The organism is Streptomyces sp. NPDC048297 (genome assembly GCF_043201585.1).
Lineage (GTDB): Bacteria > Actinomycetota > Actinomycetes > Streptomycetales > Streptomycetaceae > Streptomyces.
Genome location: NZ_JBICZA010000033.1, coordinates 72,208 through 93,662, shown reverse-complemented (window position 1 = coordinate 93,662; position 21,455 = coordinate 72,208). Strand labels below are relative to the sequence as shown.

Sequence of the window (21,455 nt, the reverse complement as noted above, 5' to 3'; positions counted from 1 at the left end):
AGCCGGAGACCGAGCCAGAGCTGGTGGCGAAGGCCGAGCCCGAGCCGACGGTTGAGGCCGAGGCCGAGCCGGTGGCCGAGGAGGAGCCGACGGCTCAGGTCGAGGCAGAGCCGGAGACCGAGCCAGAGCTGGTGGCGAAGGCCGAGCCCGAGCCGACGGTTGAGGCCGAGGCCGAGCCGGTGGCCAAGGAGGAGCCGACGGCTGAAGCCGAGGCCGAGGCCGACTCCGGCGCGCCCCTGACGGCTGAGGCCGAGCAGGAGACGGAGCCCGCGGCTGAGACCGAGCTGGTGGCCGAAACCGAGCCCGAAGCCGAGACGAAGCCCGAAGCAGAGGTGGAGCCGGCAGCCGAGCCCGAAGCTGAGGCCGAGGCGAAGTCGGAAGTAGAGGTTGAGGCGACGGCTGCAGCCGAGGCCAAGCCTGAGCCGCTGACCGAGCCCGAGCTGACGGTTGAGACCGAGGCCACGGTTGAGCCCGAGGCCGAGCCCGAAGCCACGGTGGAGCCTGCGGCTGAGCCGGTGGCCGAGGTCGAGCCTGAGCCGCAGCCGGTGGCGGAGGCTGAGGCGGAGCCAGTGGCTGAGGTGGAGCCGGAGGCAACCACCACCGCAGCAGACGCACCCGCACCCGCCGACGGCGAGGACACCCCACAGGGGCCACCCGCACCCGACAACGAAACCCGCACGGGTGGTGCGGGTGGGAACGAACCCGCCGAAGGCGAAGCCGAGGCGGAAACCGAACCCGCGGCCGACCCGGAGGCCGAGGCGGAGCCGGAGGCCAAGGCCGAGCCGGAGGCCAAGGCCGAGGCGGAGCCGGAGGCCAAGGCCGAGCCGGAGGCCGCGCCGGAGCCGGAGGCAACCACCACCGCAGCAGACGCACCCGCACCCGCCGACGGCGAGCACACCCCACAGGGGCCACCCACACCCGACAACGAAACCCGCACGGGTGGTGCGGGTGGGAACGAACCCGCCGAAGGCGAAGCCGAGGCGGAAACGGCAACCCCGGCGGAGCCAACCGCACCGGACAACAAAACCCTCCTCACCTCCCAAACCCCCTCCCTCACCACCGCCTACAACGCCGCCACCACCACCCTCACCAAAACCAACCTCACCGGCACCCGAGCAAAGCTCTACCTCGTGCTGGACCGCTCCGCGAGCATGCGCCCGTACTACAAGGACGGCTCCGCCCAGGCCCTCGCCGACCAGACCCTCGCCCTCGCGGCCCACCTCGACCCCGAGGCCACGGTCCACGTCGTCTTCTTCTCCACGGAAGTGGACGGCACCACCGACCTCACCCTGACCGCGGACCACGAGACCCGTATCGACGACGTGCACGCGAGCCTCGGCCGCATGGGCCGTACCAGCTATCACGCCGCCGTCGAAGCCGTCCTCGCGCACCACGAGAAGTCCGCCGACACCACCCCCGCCCTGGTGATCTTCCAGACGGACGGCGCCCCGGACGCGAAGACCCCCGCCACCCAGTCCCTCACCGAGGCCGCGAAGAACCACCCCAACGTGTTCTTCTCCTTCGTCGCCTTCGGTGAGCACGACAACAAGGCCTTCGACTACCTCCGCAAGCTGAAGACCGGCAACACGTCCTTCTTCCACGCGGGCCCGGCCCCCCGCGAGCTGACGGACACGGAACTGTACGAAGGCGTCCTGGCCACCTGGCGCCCGTAACCACCCCAAACCACCACATACCCTCAGTAACCGTGCCGCCCGCATCCCACCCCCTAAAACGGGAAGCGGGCGGCATACACATGTCGGCTACGATTTCAAGGTTCGTACCCTCCGCGACCTGGGAGCAGCCCCCGATGGCTCGACACCTCATCACCAGCGCCCTTCCGTACATCAACGGGATCAAGCACCTGGGCAACATGGTGGGGTCCATGCTCCCGGCGGACGTGTACTCCCGGTACCTCCGCCAGCGCGGCGAGGACGTCCTCTACATCTGCGCCACCGACGAGCACGGCACCCCCGCCGAGCTGGCCGCCAAGGAGCAGGGCCTCCCGGTCGCCGAGTTCTGCGCACAGGCGCACGACGCGCAGAAGGCGGTCTACGACGGCTTCGCGCTGGCCTTCGACTACTTCGGCCGCAGTTCGAGCGCCGAGAACCGCGAGATCACCCAGCACTTCGCCCGCAAGCTGAACGAGAACGGCTTCATCGAGGAGCGGTCGATCCGCCAGGTCTACTCGCCCGTCGACGGCCGTTTCCTGCCGGACCGCTACGTGGAGGGCACCTGCCCGCACTGCGGCTACGACAAGGCCCGCGGCGACCAGTGCGAGAACTGCACCCGCGTCCTCGACCCGACCGACCTGATCAACCCGCGCAGCGCGATCTCCGGTTCCACGGACCTGGAGATCCGCGAGACCAAGCACCTCTTCCTGCTGCAGTCGAAGCTGGAGAACGAGGTCCGCGAGTGGGTCGCCCGGCACGACAAGGAGTGGCCGCAGCTGGCCTCCTCCATCGCGCACAAGTGGCTGACCGAGGGCCTGCACGACCGCGCGATCACCCGTGACCTGGACTGGGGCGTTCCCGTCCCGGCGGACACCTGGCCGGAGCTGGCGGCCGAGGGCAAGGTCTTCTACGTCTGGTTCGACGCCCCGATCGAGTACATCGGCGCGACGAAGGAGTGGGCGGACCAGGACCCGTCGACGCGTGACTGGAAGTCGTGGTGGTACGACGTCGACACCGACGTCCGCTACACGGAGTTCATGGCGAAGGACAACGTCCCCTTCCACACCGTGATGTTCCCGGCCACCGAGCTGGGCGTGCGCGAGCCGTGGAAGAAGGTCGACTACGTGAAGGCCTTCAACTGGCTGACGTACTACGGCGGCAAGTTCTCCACCAGCCAGAAGCGGGGCGTCTTCACCGACCAGGCCCTGGAGATCCTCCCGGCCGACTACTGGCGCTACTTCCTGATCGCCAACGCGCCCGAGTCGGACGACTCCTCCTTCACCTGGGAGCACTTCACGGCCACGGTGAACAAGGACCTCGCGGACACCCTCGGCAACTTCGTCAACCGTGTCCTGTCCTTCTCCCGCAAGCGCTTCGGCGACGACGTGCCCGCGGGCGGCGAGCCGGGTGAGGCGGAGGCACGTCTCGGCGAGGAGATCGCGAAGCTCCTCGGCGAGTACGAGTCGCAGATGGAGGCGCTCCAGTTCCGCAAGGCGGCGGCTGCCCTGCGCGCCCTGTGGTCGGCCGGCAACTCCTACCTGGAGGAGAAGGCCCCCTGGCTGGAGATCAAGACCGACAAGGACGGCGCCGCCCTCACGCTGCGCACGGCGATGAACCTCATCCACCTCTACTCGGTGGTCTCCGAGCCCTTCATCCCGGCGTCGGCGAAGACCATGCGCGAGGCGTTCGCCCTGGCCGACGACACGGCGACCTGGGTCACCGCCGACGAGGCGAAGGCACTGACCTCCGTCCCCGCCGGCACCCCCTTCACCGTGCCCCCGGTCCTGTTCGCCAAGCTCACGGACGAGGACCTGGAAACCTACAAAGAGCGCTTCGGCGGCGAGCCGTCGTAACCCGCCACCGCACCCGACACCCCGAGCCCGGTGCGAACCCGGCGCGGGGCGCGCGCGTGTGGGCCCTGTTCTCGTATAGCTACGGCGACCGGACATGTAGCTGTGGGTAGCCATCGGGCAACGTTCTTGATCTTCCTGCCCGGCCTTCATCGCCCGTCGCAACGATGTGGTGATCACATCAACCGGGTGCGGGAGTACGGGTGCGGGAGTACGGGTGCGGGAGTACGGGTGCGGCAGGACTGGGAGCCGGAGGACCTGATCGGGGTCTGGACGCTACTCGAAGACGACATGAAGAGGCTGCGGAACAAATCCGGCGCGAACCGGCTGGGCTTCGCGTTGTTGCTGAAGTTCTTCGAGGTGGAGGCCCGGTTCCCGGAGTCCGCCAGGAGATGCCCGTCGCGGCGGTTGAGTACTTGGCCCAGCAGGTGAAGGTGCCGTTTGAGGCGTGGGCGGCCTATGACTGGCAGGGTAGGGCGATCCAGCGGCACCGGGGCGAGATCCGGGCTGCGTACGGGTTCCGCGCGAGCACCGAGGAGGACCAGGAGCGGTTGGCCCAGTGGCTGGCCGCGGAGTTGTGTCCGGTGGAGCTGTCGCGGGAGCGGTTGGCGGCGGTAGTGGCTCGGTGCCGCAATGACCAAATCGAGCCGCCGGCGCCGAAGCAGGTCGGGCGGCTGGTGGGCAAGGCGGTCAAGGACTTCGAGGCGCAGTTCTGCCGGGGCACGCTGGACCGGCTCGGCCATGCGACCCGCTCGCGGCTGGAGGACCTGGTTGCGAGCGGTGACGGGAACGGCGAGGGAGCCGATGGTGACGGCGCCGTGGCCGGTGGCGGCGCTCGCATCTCACCGAGTTGAAGACGGACCCGGGGGCGCCGGGGCTGGAGAGCCTGGCTGGCGGAGGTGAACAAGCTCCAGGGGTGCGGCGGCTGAGGGAGATCTGGGTGGTGGGGGCGAACCGGTGCGCTGCGGCACTGCACCGACATGGAGGTGGACCGGCAGTACACCGACACGCACGGCGCCTCGATCGTCGGGTTCGCCTTCGCCTGCATGCTCGACTTCAGGCTGATGCCGAGGCTGAAGAACATCGGCTCGGCGAAGCTGTACCGGCCGGCGGCCGCGGAGGACGAGGTGTTTGGGGTGCGGAGGGCGAGGATGGCCACGTCGTCGTGGCCGTCTCGCGTCCCAGCGGCGGACGGTTACCGGACCGTCAACTCCAACCGACGACTCACGGATCCAGCAGAAGAGCCAATATTTCGAGACTATTTCGGAGTGCCCGCTCAATCATTCACCTTTCAATGTCTTCCTTGGTGTGCAGCTTGGGCGCCTGATCGAGAATCATGAAATGCTCCGGATCCCTTTCGAGCTGCCCGTCGACTCCATGGCGGAATCGAACTCTTTACCGCAGTGCGTGAGCAAGGAATGCTTCGGGGTGCAGAGGGAGCCGTCACGGCCGGGGCCCCTCAGTGACCTCTTGCGCCGCTCCGGAAATCTCGCCGACATGGAGGCCCAACTGGCACTGACGCCACAAAAATGATGGTCGCTGCGGTATTCGAAGATCTCGCCGCAGGCCAGGGACGCACGCCGCCTCATGACCTTGCCGGTACCGATACATATCCGGGACGCGATCCAAAGGTGATCCCACACCTGTCACTTCCATTTCCGGAGCACCTCCCGGCCCACCACTTGAAGAGCGCCGGTGCAATACCACCGCGCGCACATTCCCACACCTCCTCCTTGCGCCGGTTGTACGTTTTTTCTTACCGAAGGCATATTCCGCCAGCGGTTATCGCCGTTGAGAGGAACGGGCATGACGAGCCATCATAAAACCGAAGTCGAACTCGAAGACCTGCTCCACCAGGCGCTGGACGCCACCGGTGAGGGAGCGCGTTGGACCACCGACGCGGACGAGATGTGGTGCCGGCTGACCCCCTTGTCGGCGGCGCAGAACCAGCAGGGCTGGAAGCTGCACGTGTCGGCGACCGCCGCCTCCGCGCCCGCGGTGCTCGTGAAGTCCCTGGACGTGCTGCTGCGCGACGAGTCGGTGTTCAAGTTCGCCCGGTCCCTGGACCAGGTGGGCGCCCTCAACTCCCGCGCCACACCACGCGGAAGCTCGGGCAAGTTCATCACCGTCTACCCGCGCTCCGACGCCGACGCTGCCCGACTGGCCCTGCTGCTGCACGAGGCCACGCAGGGGCTGGCCGGCCCGCGCATCCTGTCGGACCAGCCCTACGCCCTGAACAGCCTCGTCCACTACCGCTACGGCGCGTTCGTCGGTCGGCGAAAGCTGTCGGACGAGGGGCTCCTGGTCTGGTTCATCGAGGACCCCGACGGCAATCCGGTGGAGGACAAGCGCACCGGTCAGTACACGCCACCCGCCTGGGTCGTCAGCCCCTTCCCCGCATCGGTACCCGTGCCCCGCGCGGGCAAGAAGCCCGCCGGGCCGGTGCTGCTGGGAGACCGCTTTTCGGTACGGGAGGCGATCCGCCACACGAACAAGGGGGGCGTCTACCGGGGCACGGACGCCACCACCGGCGCACCCGTGATCATCAAAGAGGCCAGACCCCACGTGGAGGCGGACGCGTCCGGCAGCGACGTACGCGACTGGCTGCGCGCCGAAGCCAGGGCACTGGAGAACCTCGGCGGCACCGGACTGGCGCCCGAACTCCTCGCAGTCTTCGAGCACGGCAGCCACCTCTTTCTCGCCCAGGAGGAGATACCGGGGATACCGCTGCGCAACTGGGTGGCCGAGCGCTTCCGCGACGCCGGGAGCGAACGCTACGGAGACGAGGCCCTGGCCCAGGCCGCCCGCCTGGTGGACCTCGTGGCCGCGGCCCACGCCCACGGCTGCGTCCTGCGGGACTTCACCCCCGGCAACATCATGGTCCGGCCGGACGGTGAACTGCGCCTCATCGACCTGGAACTCGCCGTCCTTGAGGACGACGCGGCCCTGCCGACGACGGTCGGGACCCCCGGATTCAGCGCCCCCGAGCGGCTGTTGAACGCGCCGGTCGCCGCCACGGCTGACTACTACAGCCTCGGCGCCACGGTGTGCTTCGTCCTCGCGGGCAAGGTGCCCCAGCTCCTGCCCGAGGAGCCCCCCGACGAGCCCGCGCAACAGCGGCTCGCCGCATGGCTGAGCTCCTGCGCCGCCACGCTCTCCCTGCCCGACGGCCTGCCCGAAATGATCCTGGGGCTGATGAAGGACGATCCGGCCGAGCGCTGGGACCCGGCCAGGGCCCGCGCGGCCCTCAGCCGTACGGACGGCACGGCGGCCCCGCGACGCGGGCCGGCCGCCGCACCGGCACACCGGCGGCCCCGGAGCGACACGACATCGGCAGCGGTGGCGGCCGTCGTGGACCACCTCGTCGATTCCATGACCCCGAAGGACGAGCGACGGCTGTGGCCCGTCTCGACCATGGCGGGGGAGACCGACCCCTGCACCGTCCAACAGGGCGCGGCCGGCGTCCTCGCCGTCCTGACCCGGTACTTCGAGCACACCGGCGACCCCCGGCTGCCCGAGGTCATCTCCACGGCGGGGAACTGGACCGCGGCCCGTACCGACACCCGCTCCACGCGCCCCGGCCTGCACTTCGGCGGCCGCGGTACCGCCTGGGCGCTGTACGAGGCGGGCCGGGCCGTCGGCGACCGGGCCCTGATGGACCACGCCCTGGCCCTGGCCCTCGCCCCGCAGGAGTCGACCCCCCATCACGACATCACCCACGGGAGCGCGGGCAGCGGCCTGGCCGCCGCCCACCTGTGGCAGCGCACCGGTGATCCGCGCCTCGCAGAACTCGTCGTCAACGCCGCCGACCGGCTGACCGCCGCCGCGCGGCGCGAGAGCGGCGGCATCAGCTGGCCGGTGCCGGGGGAAGCGGTCTCCCGGGAGGCCGGCAAACGCTACCTGGGCTTCGCCCACGGGACCTCGGGCATCGGATGCTTCCTCCTCGCCGCCGCGGCCGTGTCCGAGCGCCGGGAGTACCTGGACCTGGCCGTGGCCGCCGGTGAGGAACTGGTGGCGGCCGCCGTGACGGTCGGCGGAGCCGCCCAGTGGCCGGCCCAGGCCGGCGACGTGCCCACCGCCCCGTACTGGTGTCACGGCTCGGCCGGGATCGGCACCTTCCTGATACGGCTGTGGCAGACCACGGGCGACGACCGCTTCGGCGACCTCGCCCGGAGCGCCGCGCAGGCCGTCGTCGAGCGGGCCTCCCGCGCCCCGCTCACCCAGTGCCACGGGCTGGCGGGCAACGGCGACTTCCTCCTCGACCTGGCCGCGGCCACCGGCCGGCCCACCTACCGCGCCATGGCCGAGGACCTGGCTCGCCTCATCGTCGCCGAACGGGCCACCCGCCACGGCCACGTCGTCTTCCCCAACGAGTACGGGGACGTCTCGACGGGCTGGAGCGACGGATCCGCAGGAATCCTGGCGTTCCTCCTGCGGGTCCACCACACAGACTCCCGGCACTGGATGTTCCAGCAGCCGGGCTGAGCGGCAGGGCACCTGCCGCCATCCCACACAGAAGGAGAAAGTCATGGAGAACCACGACGTCGAACTGCTGGCTCACCTGCACGCCCTTCCGGAGACCGACCCGGTCGGCGCCGACGGAGCGGCGTTCGCCGCGACCTGTGAGTGCATCGGCCTGCTGACGCTCCTCAACACCGTCTGCGTCGGCATCAGCTGCGCCTGACCAGACAGTAGCCAGGCCCTTTCGCCTCCGGCACGGTCAGTGGCCGAACCCACGGCGGTTTCGTTGACGCGCTGACCCCGGTCCCCACCGGGTACACCACCCGTGCTCCGTCACGGGCACCCGACAGGGAAAGAGTCGCAAGGGCCCGATCAACCTCCGGCCGGCGGCTGCCATGGAGCAGCCGCCGACCGGATCCCAGGCAGACTCCCCGCAGACGAGGACCCGCCCATGCAGCCACACGCCGGTGACGCCGCCCCCGCCCGGGCGTCCCTCCTGGCCACCGCGCCCGCGGACCCGGACGCCACGCGGTCCGTGCCCGAACCGGCGTACGCCATCAGCACCCGCGGTCTGGTCAAGAGCTACCCGGGCCCGGACGGCACCACCACGCACGCGGTGCGCGGACTGGACCTCGACGTGCACCGTGGCGAGACCTTCGCCTTCCTCGGTCCCAACGGCGCCGGCAAGTCCACCACCATCGCCCTACTCTGCGCCCTGGCCCGCCCCACCGCCGGACACGCCACCGTGGCCGGTGCCGACGTACGCCGGCAACCCGACGCGGTACGACGACAGGTCGGCATCCTCTTCCAGCACAGCGCCCTCGACCCGGACCTCACGGCCGAACAGAACCTGCACATCCAGGCCCGCCTCTACGGGATGAGCCGCCGCCGGGCCCGCCGCCGCGCGACCGAGACGCTGGAAGCGGTCGCCCTCGCCGACCGCCGACGTTCCCTCGTACGCACCCTCTCCGGCGGCATGCGGCGACGCCTCGAACTGGCCCGGGGCCTGCTGCACGAGCCCCGGATCCTCTTCCTCGACGAGCCGACCGCCGGACTCGACCCCCACGCCCGGGCCCAGGCCTGGGAGCACCTGCGCGCCCTGCAGGACGGGCAGGGCACCACGCTCTTCGTCACCACCCACTACCTGGACGAGGCGGAGAACTGCGACCGCCTCGCCATCATCGACGCCGGCCGCCTGGTGGCACAGGGCACGCCCTTCGCGCTGAAGGCCGCGATTGGCGACGACCAGGTCGTGCTGCGCACCGGTGACGACCCGGCGGCCTGCCAGGTCGTGCGCCGGACCCTGCCGCCGGCCACCGTCACCACCCTGGACGCCGACGGCATCCGGCTGCGCGTGCCCGACGGCAGCGCGTGGATCCCGCGCCTGTGCGCCGCGTTGGAAGCCCACGGCATCCCCGTGCAGGCCGCCTCCGCCACCCCGCCCACCCTCGACGACGTCTTCTTCCACCACACCGGACGCAGCATCCACACCGCACGTCCCTACCCAGCCTCCGCCCCGGCCGCAGTCGCGCCGCGCCCGGCCCCGCAGACCGCCCAGGAGGGATCGTGACGACGCCCGCGCCGCCGAACACACCCGGTGCCGCTCCCGTTTCCCAGTACGCGCCCGAGACGGCGCCCCCGACCCGCCTGTGCGGGGAGCTGCGCGCCGTCCACGCACTGGTCCACCGCGATCTGCTGCGCCTGTCCTCCCAGCCCACGCACACCGCGCTCATGCTGATCCAGCCGGTGCTCTACCTCTTCATCCTCGGCGGGGGCCTGGCCGCGCTGATCCCCCGCGCGACGCTGGGCGTGGGCTACCAGGCCTACCTGTTCCCCGGCATGCTGATGATGACCGTGCAGACGCCGGCCATCACGGTCGGCATCCGCCTGATCACCGACCGGCAGAGCGGCTACCTGCGCGAACTGCTGATGGCTCCGGTACGCCGCTCCACCCTCCTGCTGGGAAACTGCGCCGGGGGCACGGCGGTCGCCGCCGTCCAGGGCGCCCTGCTGCTGGCCCTCGCCGGACCGGTGGGCCTGCCCTACGACCCGCTCCTCCTGGCCCTGCTGCTCGCCGGGATGATCCTGGTCTCCTTCACCATCACGGCGCTGTCCCTGGCCCTGGCCGTGAGCCTGGGCCGGCCCGAGATGTTCCACATGCTGCTCGGGCTGGTGATGATGCCGCTGCTGTTCCTGTCCGGCGGCTTCTTCCCGCTGGAGGGCCTGCCTGGCTGGGCCCGGGCGCTCGCCGCCGCCAACCCGCTCGCCTACGGAGTGGACCTGCTGCGGCGGAGCATTTCCCTCCGGGTGCCCAACCAGACGGCCGCGGCGGGCATCGAATGGTTCGGCCGGCCGCCCTCGCTGCCCCTCGAAACCGCGGCCCTCCTGCTGACCGGCGCCTTGGCCCTGCTGTGGGCCGCCCACCGCTTCAACCGCCCCGAATGATCCGCACCCGCCCACGAGCAAGGGGCAGAACTGCGCACACGGTCACTCTCACAAACATTCCTTTACGCGAGCAAGATCAATCATGGGGCGCCGGAACCCCACCGGCCCTGGATTCGTTCGCAGAACCCGTTCTCACTCAAGAGCAGGACGGACCCCCTTTCTGAGACTTGCGCGGTGCGAAAATCCCGGCTCGTGACGGACCCTCAGCAGCCTCCCCGACCGACTGGCCGGACGCGGACGACGTCGAACAGCATGCTTGTCCGCAGTGTGATGCCCAGCCCGGATCGCCGTGCCGCTCGCGCGGCGGCGCGGTCGCCTCCGCCTACCACACCCGCCGCTTCACCATGGTGCCCGGCTGAAGAAGGCGCTGCGCGTGCCGACCCCCGCCGACCGCGCCCCGGGGCGGCCGTGGCGGCCGGGCACCCAGTCTCCGGCGCCGATCAACCCGGACCTGCCGAGCGCGGACATCCGCGTCGGATACGCCCGCTGCTCGGCCCTCCGGCAGGAGCTCGACTCCCAGCTCGACGCGCTCGGCAAGCACGGCATCCCCAGGGACAAGATCTTCAGCGAGAAGATCAGCACCCGGGGCCGCGTACGGCCCGAGTCCGGGGAGGCCCTGCGAACGGCCCGGGAAGTCAAGGCGCACGCCCCGCACTGCCGGGTCATCTTCACCGTGTACGAGATGAAGCGGCTCGGCCGCGACGCCGCCGAGCTCACCGCGCTCGCCGACCACCTCACCGCCCACGGCCTGGTCCTGGAGATGCTCGCCGGGCCCCTGCCCGGCATCTACGACCCGACCGGCCCTGGGAAGCCGCTGTTTGCGTTCTTCGCGGCGATGACGGAGACCGAGCGGGAGAGCATCCGGGAGTGCACGCTGGAGGGGCTCGACATCGCGGCCCGCAAGGGCAAGCACGGTGGCCAGCCACCCGTCATCACCGACGACATGCTCCACACCGTGCTGCGGCGCAGGGCGAACGGCGAGTCCGTCGGGCAGATCCAGCCCTACCTGATCATCCCCACCGGCAAGCGCAAGGGGCGGAGCTCCTCGGTGGCCAGCGTCTACCGGGCGCTCGCCGAGCACGCCAAGCGCGAGGCGTATCCGGAGGCCGTCGAGCAGGCCCACGCCGACTTCGCCGCCATGAGCAACGAAACCGTCCCCGAACCCCGCACTCAAGCAGAGGCACTGAAGTCACGCTGAGCTACATGTCCCCTCGCCGTAGGTTTACGAGATCAGTGCCGTGTGCGGAGTCAGTCCCCCGCCGCGTACGCCACGAATTCCGTCCACGCCTCCGCCGCCAGGGCGAGACGGGGACCGGAGTCGCGGTACTTGGAGTCGCGGTACTTGGAGTCGCGGTACTTGGAGTCGCGGACGCTACCCGCACGCGCCGTCACAGTCACCGTACGCAACGACACCGTCACTCGGACCCTGCGGAAAAAACTTCCGGACTTCTGGCAGAGTCCCCATACCGTGAACCTCCCCGAACCCCACCACCGTCTTCTCGCGGACGTCGTGACGGCAGGCGGCCCGTACGGGCTGGTGCTCGCCGGCGGATATGCCCTCCAGGCGCACGGCCTGCTGCGGCGCCCGCACGCCAACCTCGATTTCGCCACCGAGAGTGGCGAGTCCATGGAGCGGACGGCGCGGGCCCTCGGCGCGGTGCTGGAGGCGCGGGGCCGGCAGGTGCGGGTCGCGGTGGTCACCGCGCTCACGGCACAGTTGACGGTCGTCGATCCGCCGAGCGGGGAGCCGTGCGAACTGGCCCTGCACAAGGAGGCGTTCTGGCAGCCCCCGCAGCTGACCGAGTACGGGCCCGCGCTGTCCCTGGAGGATGCCGTCGGCACCAAGATCCGGGCGTTGTACGACCGGGGCGCGGCCGTCGACCTGATCGACGCGCGGGCCGCCGCCGCCCGGTTCTCCCTGCCGGACCTGGAGGAGCTGGGCCGCCGGCACGCCCATGACCCCTTCGACCTGCCCACGCTCCAGTCCCGGCTGACCGGCACGGACTTCTACTCCGACGCGGACTTCACCCGGTACGGCCTGGACGACGCGGCGGTCACCGCCCTGCGGGCCTGGGCCCAGCACTGGTCCGACGACATCGCCGAGCGGCTGATGGAGGAGGGGGAGTCGCCCGACGAGGAGTCGCCCGAGGAGGAGACCCCCGACGACCAGTCGCCCGACGCGGGATCCCCCTGGTAAGAGAATGGCAAGGGGCTGGTAAAGTCCGCTCACTTGGGCGGGGGCAGGGGGCCCTCGTCGGGAGGGACTCTCACGTGGGCAGACATGCCCTGAGACGGGGCGGTCTGGCCGTCGCCGTCTCCGCGCTCTCGGTCGCCGTCGCGGCCGTCACCGTGGTCTCGGGGGGCGGCGAGCCCGCCCGCGCGGCCACCGCACCCACAGCGGGAACGACGGAGATCCTGCTGCAGGACCCGAACACGGAGACGACGCGTTCGGACCGCGTGCTCGCGGCCGGCGAGACCGGCTTCCTGCACCGCCGGGCCGGTGCGGCGGGGCTGCTCTGGACGGACTACGGGAACGGCGACACCACCACCGTCCTCACCCCGCCCGGCAACGCCGGCACGGGCCAGCCGTACCAGCCGACCACCACCAGCTGCTACGACCTCGGCTCCTCCTGCCCCTCGGGCATGTTCGGACAGGGCGCCGACACCGTCGCGCTCCCGCACCGGACGTACACCGAACCCGTGTCGCTGTGGACGCCCGGCGCGGCGGACGGCGGCACGCTGCGCACACTGGACATGCCGCGGCTGGCCTACGTGGGCACGTTCGGCTCCACCGTCGTCGCGGCCGAGGAGAACACCAGCGTCGACGGCTCGCCGCAGCCCGGCACCGGGCTGGAACTGCTCGACCACGTCGACGGCCGGCAGCGCACCCGCGTGGTGACCGGGGGCCCGGCCGACAAGGCCTGGAAGACGGGCGTCACCTCCGTGCGCACCGGAGACGCCAAGGGCGCGCTGCTCGCGTACCGGGGCGCCGCCGACCCGGCCGGCGCCGCGACCTACGACATCCACTACCTGGACTTCGCCACCGCGGAACTCACCCAGGTCTTCTCCGGCGCCGGGAGCGGGCTGTCGCTCGTGCTGTCCGGTGACCGGATCGGCTGGTACACCCCGGCCGACGGCCTGCACCTCAGGTCCCGCGCGGACCTCGCCGCCGAGGAGACGGTCCCGGTGGCGGGCGGCAGCGGCACGGCCGGCGCCCCCGTGCTCGTCGGGAACCGGCTCGTCCTGGTGGCGAACCGGGGCCCCGTCACGGCCGTCTCGCTGACCGACGGCACCACCCAGACCCTGCTGACCCGCTCGTACGGCGATCCGGTCGCCGCCCCCGACGGCTCCGCCCTCGTCACCGGTGGCACGGGTGCCGCCGACTGGTGGGTGCACCGCGTCGTCCCGGGCGCCGACGGCTCCGCGCGGCTGGAGAAGGTCGCCAAGGTGCCGCCGTACGAGAACCCCAAGACGGGTCTCGCGCTCAGCCGGGGCAGCCTGCGCGTCGCGGAGAGCGACCCCGAGGTCAGCGCCACCATGGACGCCACGTCCGTGCGCACGCTGACGACCAACGGCACCACCACGCTCACCGCGTCCGCCGCCGTGGCCGGCGACAGGATCTCGGCCGTGTGCCCCTACCCGGACACCCCCTGCTCGGCGATGTGGGGCAACAAGGTCACCGCTCCCCGGGACGCCTACCTCGAAACGTTCTACGACGGCGACGAGGGCGGCACGGGTCTGCCGGACGCGGACCGGGTGGCCCGCGTCGGCGACGGCTCGGGCGTGCCCGACCTGAAGTTCGGCACCGAGAAGGGCGCGCTCGTCGACGTGTCCGACGACTACGCCGTCTACAACTCGGGCGGCGCCTCCCCGGCGCAGTACGTGGGCCACTTCGGCTACGGCCAGAAGCTGAAGCGCTCCGTGCGCGCCGCCGCCCTGAACGGCCCCGTCCTGTGGAGCGCCACCGGCACCGCCGGCCAGGTCACCTCCTACAGCCTCACCACGGACAAGACCCTCACCACGGTCACGGTCCCCGGCGCAGGCTGTGTGCCGACCGAGCTGCAGGCGGCGGGCCGCTGGCTGTACTGGGCCTGCGGCACGGCCTCGGCGGGCGTGTACGACACCAAGGCCGGCACGTCCGTCGCCGTCGCCCCCGGTGACGTGCTGCTCGGCGACGGCTTCACCGTCCGCCACGACCACGACGCCGACCAACTGGTCCTCACGAACGCGGCGACCGGCACCACCCGTGTGGTCGCCGCGAAGGTCCCGGACACCGGCCTGGCCGTCGACCGCCGCTACCGCTGGACGGTCGACGAGTACACGGGCCTGGTCGCCTGGTTCGACGCGTTCGAGCAGACGCACGTCGCCACCACGGGCGTGACCCCGTCCGCCCTGACCGCGTTCGAGTCGGACGCCGGCGGCTACGCCACCCCGGCCACCGCCGACTCCTGGACGGGTTCCTGGCTGCTGTCCCGCCCCGTCGGCTCCTGGTCGCTCACCTTCACCTCGGTGCAGAGCGGCGAGAAGGGCAAGGCCACCCGCACGGTCACCGGCGGTGCGAGCGCCGCCCGGGTCTCGGCGGGCTGGAACGGCAAGACCGCGAGCGGAGACCGCTTCCCCAACGGCCGGTTCACCTGGACCCTGAAGGCGACGGGCCTGGACACGTCCACCGCCACCACCGTGGCCACCGGTAGCGGCTTCCTCGACCACGGCGCACCGGTACGGCACGACCACGGGGGCTCCGGCGGCCCGGACGGCGTCGGTGACCTGCTGACCCTCAACTCCTCCGGCGCGCTGACCTTCCAGATCGGCACGGGCACCGGGACGTTCTCCAGCAAGGTCAGCGGCAGCGGCTGGGCGACCAGTGTCAAGGCCGTCCCGGTCGGCGACCTGAGCGGGGACCGCTGCAACGACGTCCTCGTGCGCTACAGCAGCGGGGCCCTGCGCCTGTACAAGCCGGGCTGCGGCGCCGCGCTCAAGCCGACGACGTCGTACACCACGCTGGCGACCAGCGGCTGGACCCAGTACGACGTGCTGACCTCGCCCGGCGACATCAGCGGCGACGGCCGGCCCGACCTGATCGCCCGCAACGCCTCCACCGGGACGGTGTACCTGTACAAGGGCACCAGCACCGGGAAGCTGGCCGCGCGCGTGAAGCTGTACGACAACTGGAAGGGCTACAAGAAGATCGTCGGCACCGGTGACCTCGACGGTGACGGCATCGGCGACCTGATCGCCCAGGACAGCGCGAACACCCTGTACCGCTACAACGGCACCGGCAAGGGCACGTTCGGCGCCCGCGCCAAGGTGTTCGGCAACTGGGGCGGCTCGTACAACGCGGTCGTCGGCGTCGGCGACCTCAACCGCGACGGCAAGGCCGACATCGTCGTCCGGGACACCGCGGGCAAGCTGTACCGCAACTACGGTGACGGGAAGGGGTCGTTCGGATCCCGCACCCAGATCGCCACCGGCTGGCAGGGCTACAAGGCCCTGTCCTGACAGCCCACCGGGACTGGCCGTCCCGGAAACCGCGAAGGGGCCCGGAACCGAGATCGGCCGAGATCGGTTCCGGGCCCCTTCGCGATCAGAACGCCTCGGGCCTACTTCGGCTGCGGCTTGCGGATGGTCAGGCTCAGCTCGCGCAGACGGGACTCGTCCAGCTCGGTGGGCGCGCCCATCATCAGGTCCTGGGCGTTGCCGTTGAGCGGGAAGGCGATCGTCTCGCGGATGTTGGGCTCGTCCGCGAGGAGCATGACGATGCGGTCCACGCCCGGGGCGATGCCGCCGTGCGGCGGGGCGCCGAAGCGGAACGCGCGGAGCATGCCCGCGAACTTGTCCTCGACCGTGTCACGGTCGTAGCCCGCGATCTCGAAGGCCTTGAGCATGATCTCCGGCTCGTGGTTCCGGATCGCGCCGGAGGACAGCTCGACGCCGTTGCAGACGATGTCGTACTGCCAGCCCAGGATGTCCAGCGGGTCCTGGTTCTCCAGGGCCTCCAGGCCGCCCTGCGGCATCGAGAACGGGTTGTGGGAGAAGTCGATCCCACCCGTCTCCTCGTCCTTCTCGTACATCGGGAAGTCGACGATCCAGCAGAACCGGAAGACGCCCTCCTCGAAGTGGCCAGCCCGCTTGGCGGCCTCGACGCGCACGGCGCCCATGATCTTCGAGACGTCGTCGAACTCGCCGGCGCCGAAGAACACCGCGTGGCCGGGGGCCAGGGAGAGGCGCTTGGTCAGCTCGGCGACGTTGTCCTCGGTGAGGAACTTCGCGATCGGGCCGGTCAGCGAGCCGTCCTCGCCGACGCGGACCCAGGCCAGGCCCTGCGCGCCCTGCGTGACCGCGAACTCACCGAGCTGGTCGAAGAACTTGCGCGGCTGGGAGGAGACGTCCGGCACCGGCAGGGCACGCACGTGCTTGCCGGCGAAGGCCTTGAACTCCGAGCCCTCGAAGATGTCGGTGATGTCGGCCAGTTCCAGCTTGGCGCGCAGGTCCGGCTTGTCGGAGCCGTACTTGAGCATCGCCTCGCGGAACGGGATGCGCGGGAACGGGGAGGTGACGTGGCGACCGCCGCCGAACTCCTCGAACAGCTCGGTCATGAGCTTCTCGACCGGCTGGAAGATGTCCTCCTGCTCGACGAAGGACATCTCGATGTCGAGCTGGTAGAACTCGCCCGGCGACCGGTCCGCGCGGGCGTCCTCGTCGCGGAAGCAGGGCGCGATCTGGAAGTAGCGGTCGAACCCGGAGATCATCAGCAGCTGCTTGAACTGCTGCGGAGCCTGCGGCAGGGCGTAGAACCGGCCCGGGTGCACACGGGAGGGGACCACGTAGTCGCGGGCGCCCTCGGGGGAGGTGGCGGACAGGATCGGCGTCGCCATCTCGTTGAAGCCCATCGCGGACATCTTGTGACGCATGGCCGAGATGACCGCCGTACGCAGCATGATGTTGCGGTGCATGCGCTCGCGGCGCAGGTCCAGGAAGCGGTACTCCAGGCGCCGCTCCTCGTTCACGCCGTCCTCGGCGTTGATCGTGAAGGGCAGCGGGGCGGCCTCGCCCAGCACCTCGACCTCGGAGACCTCGATCTCGATCTCGCCAGTGGGCAGCTCGGGGTTGATGTTCTCGGCGCCACGGGAGACGACCTGGCCGTCGACGCGGACGACGGTCTCCTTGGAGAGCTTGTCCAGCGTCTCGTAGGCGGTCGTGCCGGGGCGGGCGACGAGCTGCGTGATGCCGTGGTGGTCGCGCAGATCGATGAAGAGGATGCCGCCCAGGTCGCGCCGATTGTGCAGCCAGCCACTCAGCCGGACGTCGGTGCCGACGTCAGAGGCGCGGAGCTCGCCGCAGGTGTGGGACCTGTACCGATGCATCGTCGTTCATCCAGTCTTTGCGAATCGGGGCCATGTTTCACGTGAAACTGCTCCCCAGGGTACCGGGCACCCCGAGATCGGCTCCCCACCATGACCGCCGTCGGCCACCGCTCTCCTCATCGGTTCATCGGTGGCAGGTATCGGTCACATCTTCTTAAAGTGGGGCAATGCGTACTGGCGAGCCCCTGCCGTCCGTCGAGGACGTGCTCGCCGCCGTCTCGACCGGAATGTGGCACTGGGACACGGCCGCCGGGCTGGTCACCGTGGACGCGGAGGCGGCGCGGCTGCTGGGGCTGCCCGCGCGGGCCGCCACGCTCACCGAGGCCCAGACCCGCGCCCGGCTGCACCCGGTCGACTGGAACGAGATCACCGGGGTGGTGCGGCTGGCCGCCGCCGAGGGCACGCTCGCCGAGGTGCGCATCCGGATCATGGACGAGCGGGGGCGGATCATCCGCCTCGTCCGCAGCCGCTCGAAGCCGTCCTTCGACCCGGCCCGGCGGGCGTACCGGCTGATCGGCACCCTCCAGGAGATCAGCGAGCCGGTCCCGGGCACGGCCGCCGGACGCAGCGCGGTCACGGGGGACTGGCGGCGCTCGCGGGAGGCGTTCCTGCTGGACGCGGGCCGGGCGCTGGCGGAGGCGCGGTCGACGGCGGAGGTGCTGCGGGTCGCGGCCGGGCTGTCCACGCCCGGGTTCTCCCCTGACGGGCTCGCGGTCTTCGGGGTGGAGGGCGACTGGCTGAACGTCATCGGCCAGCACGGCTACCGTCCCGGCACCGAGATCTCCTTCGCCCATATGCCGCTGACCACGAAGTATCCGGCCGCCGACGTCGTACGCACCGGCCGCGCGGTCTACCTCTCCTCCCCCGACGAGTACCGCACCCGCTACCCCGCCACCTGGCCGCTGGCCGCGAACTTCGACCGCCACTCCTGGGCGTTCCTGCCGCTGACGGCGGGCGGGCGCACGATGGGCGCCTGGATGGCGGCGTTCGGCCACCCCGTGGCGTTCACGCCCGACGAGCGCGCGGTGCTGACCACGGTGGCCCGGATGCTCGCCCAGGCACTGTCCCGGGCCGGCGCCGCCGACTCCCAGCGGGAACTGGCGGAGGGCCTGCAGCGCTCCATGCTGCCGTCGCTCGGCCCGCGGATCCCCGGGATGTGCGTGGCCGCCCGCCACGTCCCGACCGGCGGCGAGCTTCAGGTCGGCGGCGACTGGTACGACCTGATCCCGCTGCCCACCGGCAGGTTCGCGCTGGTCATCGGGGACGTGCAGGGGCATGACGTCCGGGCGGCGGGGCTGATGGGCCAGCTGCGGATCGCGCTGCGCGCGTACGCCTGCGAGGGCCACCGCCCCGACGCCGTCCTCGCCCGTGCCTCCCGCTTCCTGCACGGCATCACGCACGACGAACCGCTGACCGACCTGCGGTTCGCGACCTGCCTGTACGCGGAGGCCGACCCGGCGACCGGCCTGCTGGAGATCGCCCGCGCCGGGCATCCGGAGCCGGTGATCCGGATGCCCGACGGCACGGTGCTGATGCGCCCGGCCCCGGGCGGGCTGCCGCTGGGCATCGACCCGGACTCCGACTATCCGACGACAGGGTTCACGCTGCAGCCCGGCGAGACGCTGGTGCTCTGCACCGACGGCCTGATCGAGACCGGCGGGCACGACATGGAGAGCGGCTGGCGGCGCGTCCGCGCGATCCTGGAGGACTACGGCCCCCGGCCCGCGGGCACCACCTGCGTCGCCGGGCGCGACGACCACCTGGAAGGGCTGGCCGACGCGCTGGTGCAGGGCGTGCACGGGCCCTCCTCGCACCACACGACCGGCCCGCTGGCCGACCGCCGCGAGGACGACATCGCCATCCTGCTGCTGCGCCGGGCCGGTGACGGACCGGGCGACACCTGCGCCGGCACCGCCGGCGGCGACGTCCCGGCCGGACGGCCCCGGGTGCGGCGCACGCTGCTGTCGGTGGCCCAGGACGAGCCCGAGCGGATCGCCGACGCCCGCCGGCACCTGCGCGCACTGCTGCACGACTGGGCGTCGAGCGAGCAGGTCGACTCCGCGGAACTGCTGCTCTCCGAGATGCTCACCAACGTCCTCGTCCATACCGACGCCGACGCGCTGCTGCTCGCCGAGGTGTGCGGGGGACCGGACGGGCGCCGGCTGCGGGCCGAGGTGTGCGGGGGACCGGACGGGCGCCGGCTGCGGGCCGAGGTGTGCGGGGGACCGGACGGGCGCCGGCTGCGGGCCGAGGTCGCCGACACCGGCGACGACCTGCCCCACCGGCGGCGCCCCGGCGAGCTGGCCTCCTCCGGGCGCGGTCTGCTGCTGATCGAGATGCTCGCGGACGCGTGGGGGGGGTGGAGCCGCGCGGTGAGGGCAAGAGCATCTGGTTCGAGCTCTACGAACCGGACGGCGCCGGTCCCCGGGAGCCCGCGGTCCCGGGCCCAGGCCCGGTTTCTGGCCTGGACCCGGACCCGGACCCGGACTCCGGCCCGGACCCGGGCTCGCCGTAGCGCGCCCTCAGCTCGTGCACGACCCCGGAGACGGCCGCGGTCACCGGCACCGCGAGCAGCATGCCGAGGATGCCCGCGACGGACGCCCCGGCGGTGATCGCCAGCAGCACCACCGCCGGATGCAGCCGCACGGTGCGGCTCTGGATGAGCGGCTGCAGCACATGCCCCTCCAGCAGTTGCACCGCGATCACGACGCCGAGCGCCCACAGCGCGATGACGAAGCCCCGGTCGGCGAGCGCGACCAGCACGGCGACCGCACCGGAGATGAAGGCGCCGAGGTAGGGGATGAAGGCGCCGACGAAGACGAGCGCACCGAGGCCGATCGCGCCGGGCACCCGGAGGATCAGCAGCCCGACGGTGATGCAGACGGCGTCGATGAGGGCGATCAGGGTCGTCCCGCGCATGAACCCCTCCACCCCTTCGTAGGCGCGGCGCGCCATCGCCTCCAGGGTGTCGGCGGTGCTGCGGGGGGCGACGGACCTGAGGGCGTCGACGGCGCGGTGGGAGTCGCGCAGGAAGAAGAAGACGAGCAGCAGCGCCAGCACGGCCACGGCGATGGACTCGCCGACGACGCTGACCCCGCTGATGACGTTGGAGACGGCCGTGGCGCCGAACCTGCTCAGCAACTGGCGGGAGTTGGCCGCGAGGTCGTCGAGCCCGGTCCCGGCGGACCCGAAGTGCCGGGAGAGGGACTTGGCCGCGTCCCTGAGCGAGGCGATGATCTGGTCGCCGGTGTCGACGAGCGCGGCGACGACGACGTACACGGCCCCGCCGACGACCGCCACGACGGCGACACAGGTCAGTCCGGCCGCCACCGACGCGTTGACCTTCGCCTGCACCAGCTTGCGGTACAGCGGGCCGAGCAGTGCGCTGCCGAGCAGGGCGAGCAGCACCGGCGTGACGGCGGTCCGCAGCTGCGAGCACAGCGTGATCGCGACCCATCCCACCCCGGCGGCGAGCAGCAGGACGACGCACCACGCGGCGAGACGGCGGACGGGGTCGGGCAGCAGCTGCATGCGTCCAGCGGATCACGCGGGCATACGGCTGTCGTCCGGCGGCAGTCCGGGCGGGTGAGGAACCCGGGGTACGGCACCCGGGTACGAGACCTCCATACGACGCGCGTCTCGGGTACGAGACCCGCGTACGACGC

General features: G+C 71.4%; 14 protein-coding genes and 1 pseudogene. 12 read left to right on the top strand and 3 right to left on the bottom strand.

The features are described from left to right. Positions 1–23: 23 nt before the first annotated feature. From ACGFYV_RS29790 to ACGFYV_RS29750, 9 genes are all read left to right on the top strand, one after another. Complete coding sequence (locus tag ACGFYV_RS29790) at positions 24–1,673, top strand: VWA domain-containing protein (RefSeq protein WP_393881616.1); 1,650 nt, start codon at positions 24–26, stop codon at positions 1,671–1,673. 134 nt (positions 1,674–1,807) lie between these two features. Then, the gene (metG, locus tag ACGFYV_RS29785; protein WP_393881603.1) at positions 1,808–3,523 is read left to right on the top strand and encodes a methionine--tRNA ligase; all 1,716 of its coding nucleotides are present in this window, start codon (positions 1,808–1,810) and stop codon (positions 3,521–3,523) included. Between the two features lie 200 nt (positions 3,524–3,723). Next, the gene (locus ACGFYV_RS29780; protein ID WP_393881602.1) at positions 3,724–4,374 is read left to right on the top strand and encodes a DUF4158 domain-containing protein; all 651 of its coding nucleotides are present in this window, start codon (positions 3,724–3,726) and stop codon (positions 4,372–4,374) included. Positions 4,375–4,482: 108 nt separating this feature from the next. Next, positions 4,483–4,860 (top strand): Tn3 family transposase, encoded by a 378-nt coding sequence (locus ACGFYV_RS29775; protein ID WP_393881615.1) that lies wholly within the window; start codon positions 4,483–4,485, stop codon positions 4,858–4,860. A 466-nt stretch (positions 4,861–5,326) separates the two neighbouring features. After that, positions 5,327–8,005 (top strand): class IV lanthionine synthetase LanL, encoded by a 2,679-nt coding sequence (lanL, locus tag ACGFYV_RS29770; RefSeq protein ID WP_393881601.1) that lies wholly within the window; start codon positions 5,327–5,329, stop codon positions 8,003–8,005. 43 nt (positions 8,006–8,048) lie between these two features. Beyond that, positions 8,049–8,204: a VenA family class IV lanthipeptide gene (locus tag ACGFYV_RS29765; RefSeq protein ID WP_393881600.1), complete on the top strand. Its 156-nt coding sequence runs from the start codon at positions 8,049–8,051 to the stop codon at positions 8,202–8,204. Positions 8,205–8,432: 228 nt separating this feature from the next. Beyond that, entirely contained in the window at positions 8,433–9,551 is a 1,119-nt protein-coding gene (locus ACGFYV_RS29760) for an ATP-binding cassette domain-containing protein (protein ID WP_393881599.1), read from the top strand. Further along, positions 9,548–10,426: an ABC transporter permease gene (locus tag ACGFYV_RS29755; RefSeq protein ID WP_393881598.1), complete on the top strand. Its 879-nt coding sequence runs from the start codon at positions 9,548–9,550 to the stop codon at positions 10,424–10,426. Before ACGFYV_RS29760 ends, ACGFYV_RS29755 begins: the two co-directional genes overlap by 4 nt. Before the next feature lie 373 nt (positions 10,427–10,799). Then, positions 10,800–11,624 carry a recombinase family protein gene (locus ACGFYV_RS29750; RefSeq protein WP_393881597.1) on the top strand — a complete coding sequence of 275 codons (825 nt, stop codon included), beginning with the start codon at positions 10,800–10,802 and terminating at the stop codon, positions 11,622–11,624. A 50-nt stretch (positions 11,625–11,674) separates the two neighbouring features. On the opposite strand, the gene ACGFYV_RS29745 is transcribed toward ACGFYV_RS29750, so the two are convergent. Continuing rightward, positions 11,675–11,818, bottom strand: coding sequence for a DUF397 domain-containing protein (locus ACGFYV_RS29745; protein WP_393881596.1), 144 nt, complete (start codon positions 11,816–11,818; stop codon positions 11,675–11,677). 76 nt (positions 11,819–11,894) lie between these two features. On the opposite strand from ACGFYV_RS29745, the gene ACGFYV_RS29740 reads away from it, so the two are divergent. Together ACGFYV_RS29740 and ACGFYV_RS29735 are read left to right on the top strand one after the other, a co-directional pair. Beyond that, positions 11,895–12,623 carry a nucleotidyl transferase AbiEii/AbiGii toxin family protein gene (locus tag ACGFYV_RS29740; protein WP_393881595.1) on the top strand — a complete coding sequence of 243 codons (729 nt, stop codon included), beginning with the start codon at positions 11,895–11,897 and terminating at the stop codon, positions 12,621–12,623. A 74-nt stretch (positions 12,624–12,697) separates the two neighbouring features. Further along, positions 12,698–15,925 (top strand): FG-GAP-like repeat-containing protein, encoded by a 3,228-nt coding sequence (locus tag ACGFYV_RS29735; protein WP_393881594.1) that lies wholly within the window; start codon positions 12,698–12,700, stop codon positions 15,923–15,925. 101 nt (positions 15,926–16,026) lie between these two features. On the opposite strand, the gene aspS is transcribed toward ACGFYV_RS29735, so the two are convergent. After that, positions 16,027–17,790, bottom strand: coding sequence for an aspartate--tRNA ligase (gene aspS / locus ACGFYV_RS29730; protein WP_393881593.1), 1,764 nt, complete (start codon positions 17,788–17,790; stop codon positions 16,027–16,029). Between the two features lie 167 nt (positions 17,791–17,957). On the opposite strand from aspS, the pseudogene ACGFYV_RS29725 reads away from it, so the two are divergent. Continuing rightward, positions 17,958–20,305 (top strand): annotated as a pseudogene (locus ACGFYV_RS29725) (SpoIIE family protein phosphatase). Here ACGFYV_RS29725 and ACGFYV_RS29720 read toward each other — a convergent pair. Then, positions 20,191–21,321: an AI-2E family transporter gene (locus ACGFYV_RS29720; protein ID WP_393881592.1), complete on the bottom strand. Its 1,131-nt coding sequence runs from the start codon at positions 21,319–21,321 to the stop codon at positions 20,191–20,193. The pseudogene ACGFYV_RS29725 and the gene ACGFYV_RS29720 overlap by 115 nt on opposite strands. Positions 21,322–21,455 lie beyond the last annotated feature (134 nt).

What these genes read in the sequence shown, in the direction of transcription:
- ACGFYV_RS29720 (WP_393881592.1), bottom strand. Translation starts at nt 21,321, where the DNA reads ATGCAGCTGCTGCCCGACCCCGTCCGCCGTCTCGCCGCGTGGTGCGTC.
- lanL (WP_393881601.1), top strand. Translation starts at nt 5,327, where the DNA reads ATGACGAGCCATCATAAAACCGAAGTCGAACTCGAAGACCTGCTCCAC.
- ACGFYV_RS29760 (WP_393881599.1), top strand. Translation starts at nt 8,433, where the DNA reads ATGCAGCCACACGCCGGTGACGCCGCCCCCGCCCGGGCGTCCCTCCTG.
- ACGFYV_RS29765 (WP_393881600.1), top strand. Translation starts at nt 8,049, where the DNA reads ATGGAGAACCACGACGTCGAACTGCTGGCTCACCTGCACGCCCTTCCG.
- aspS (WP_393881593.1), bottom strand. Translation starts at nt 17,790, where the DNA reads ATGCATCGGTACAGGTCCCACACCTGCGGCGAGCTCCGCGCCTCTGAC.
- metG (WP_393881603.1), top strand. Translation starts at nt 1,808, where the DNA reads ATGGCTCGACACCTCATCACCAGCGCCCTTCCGTACATCAACGGGATC.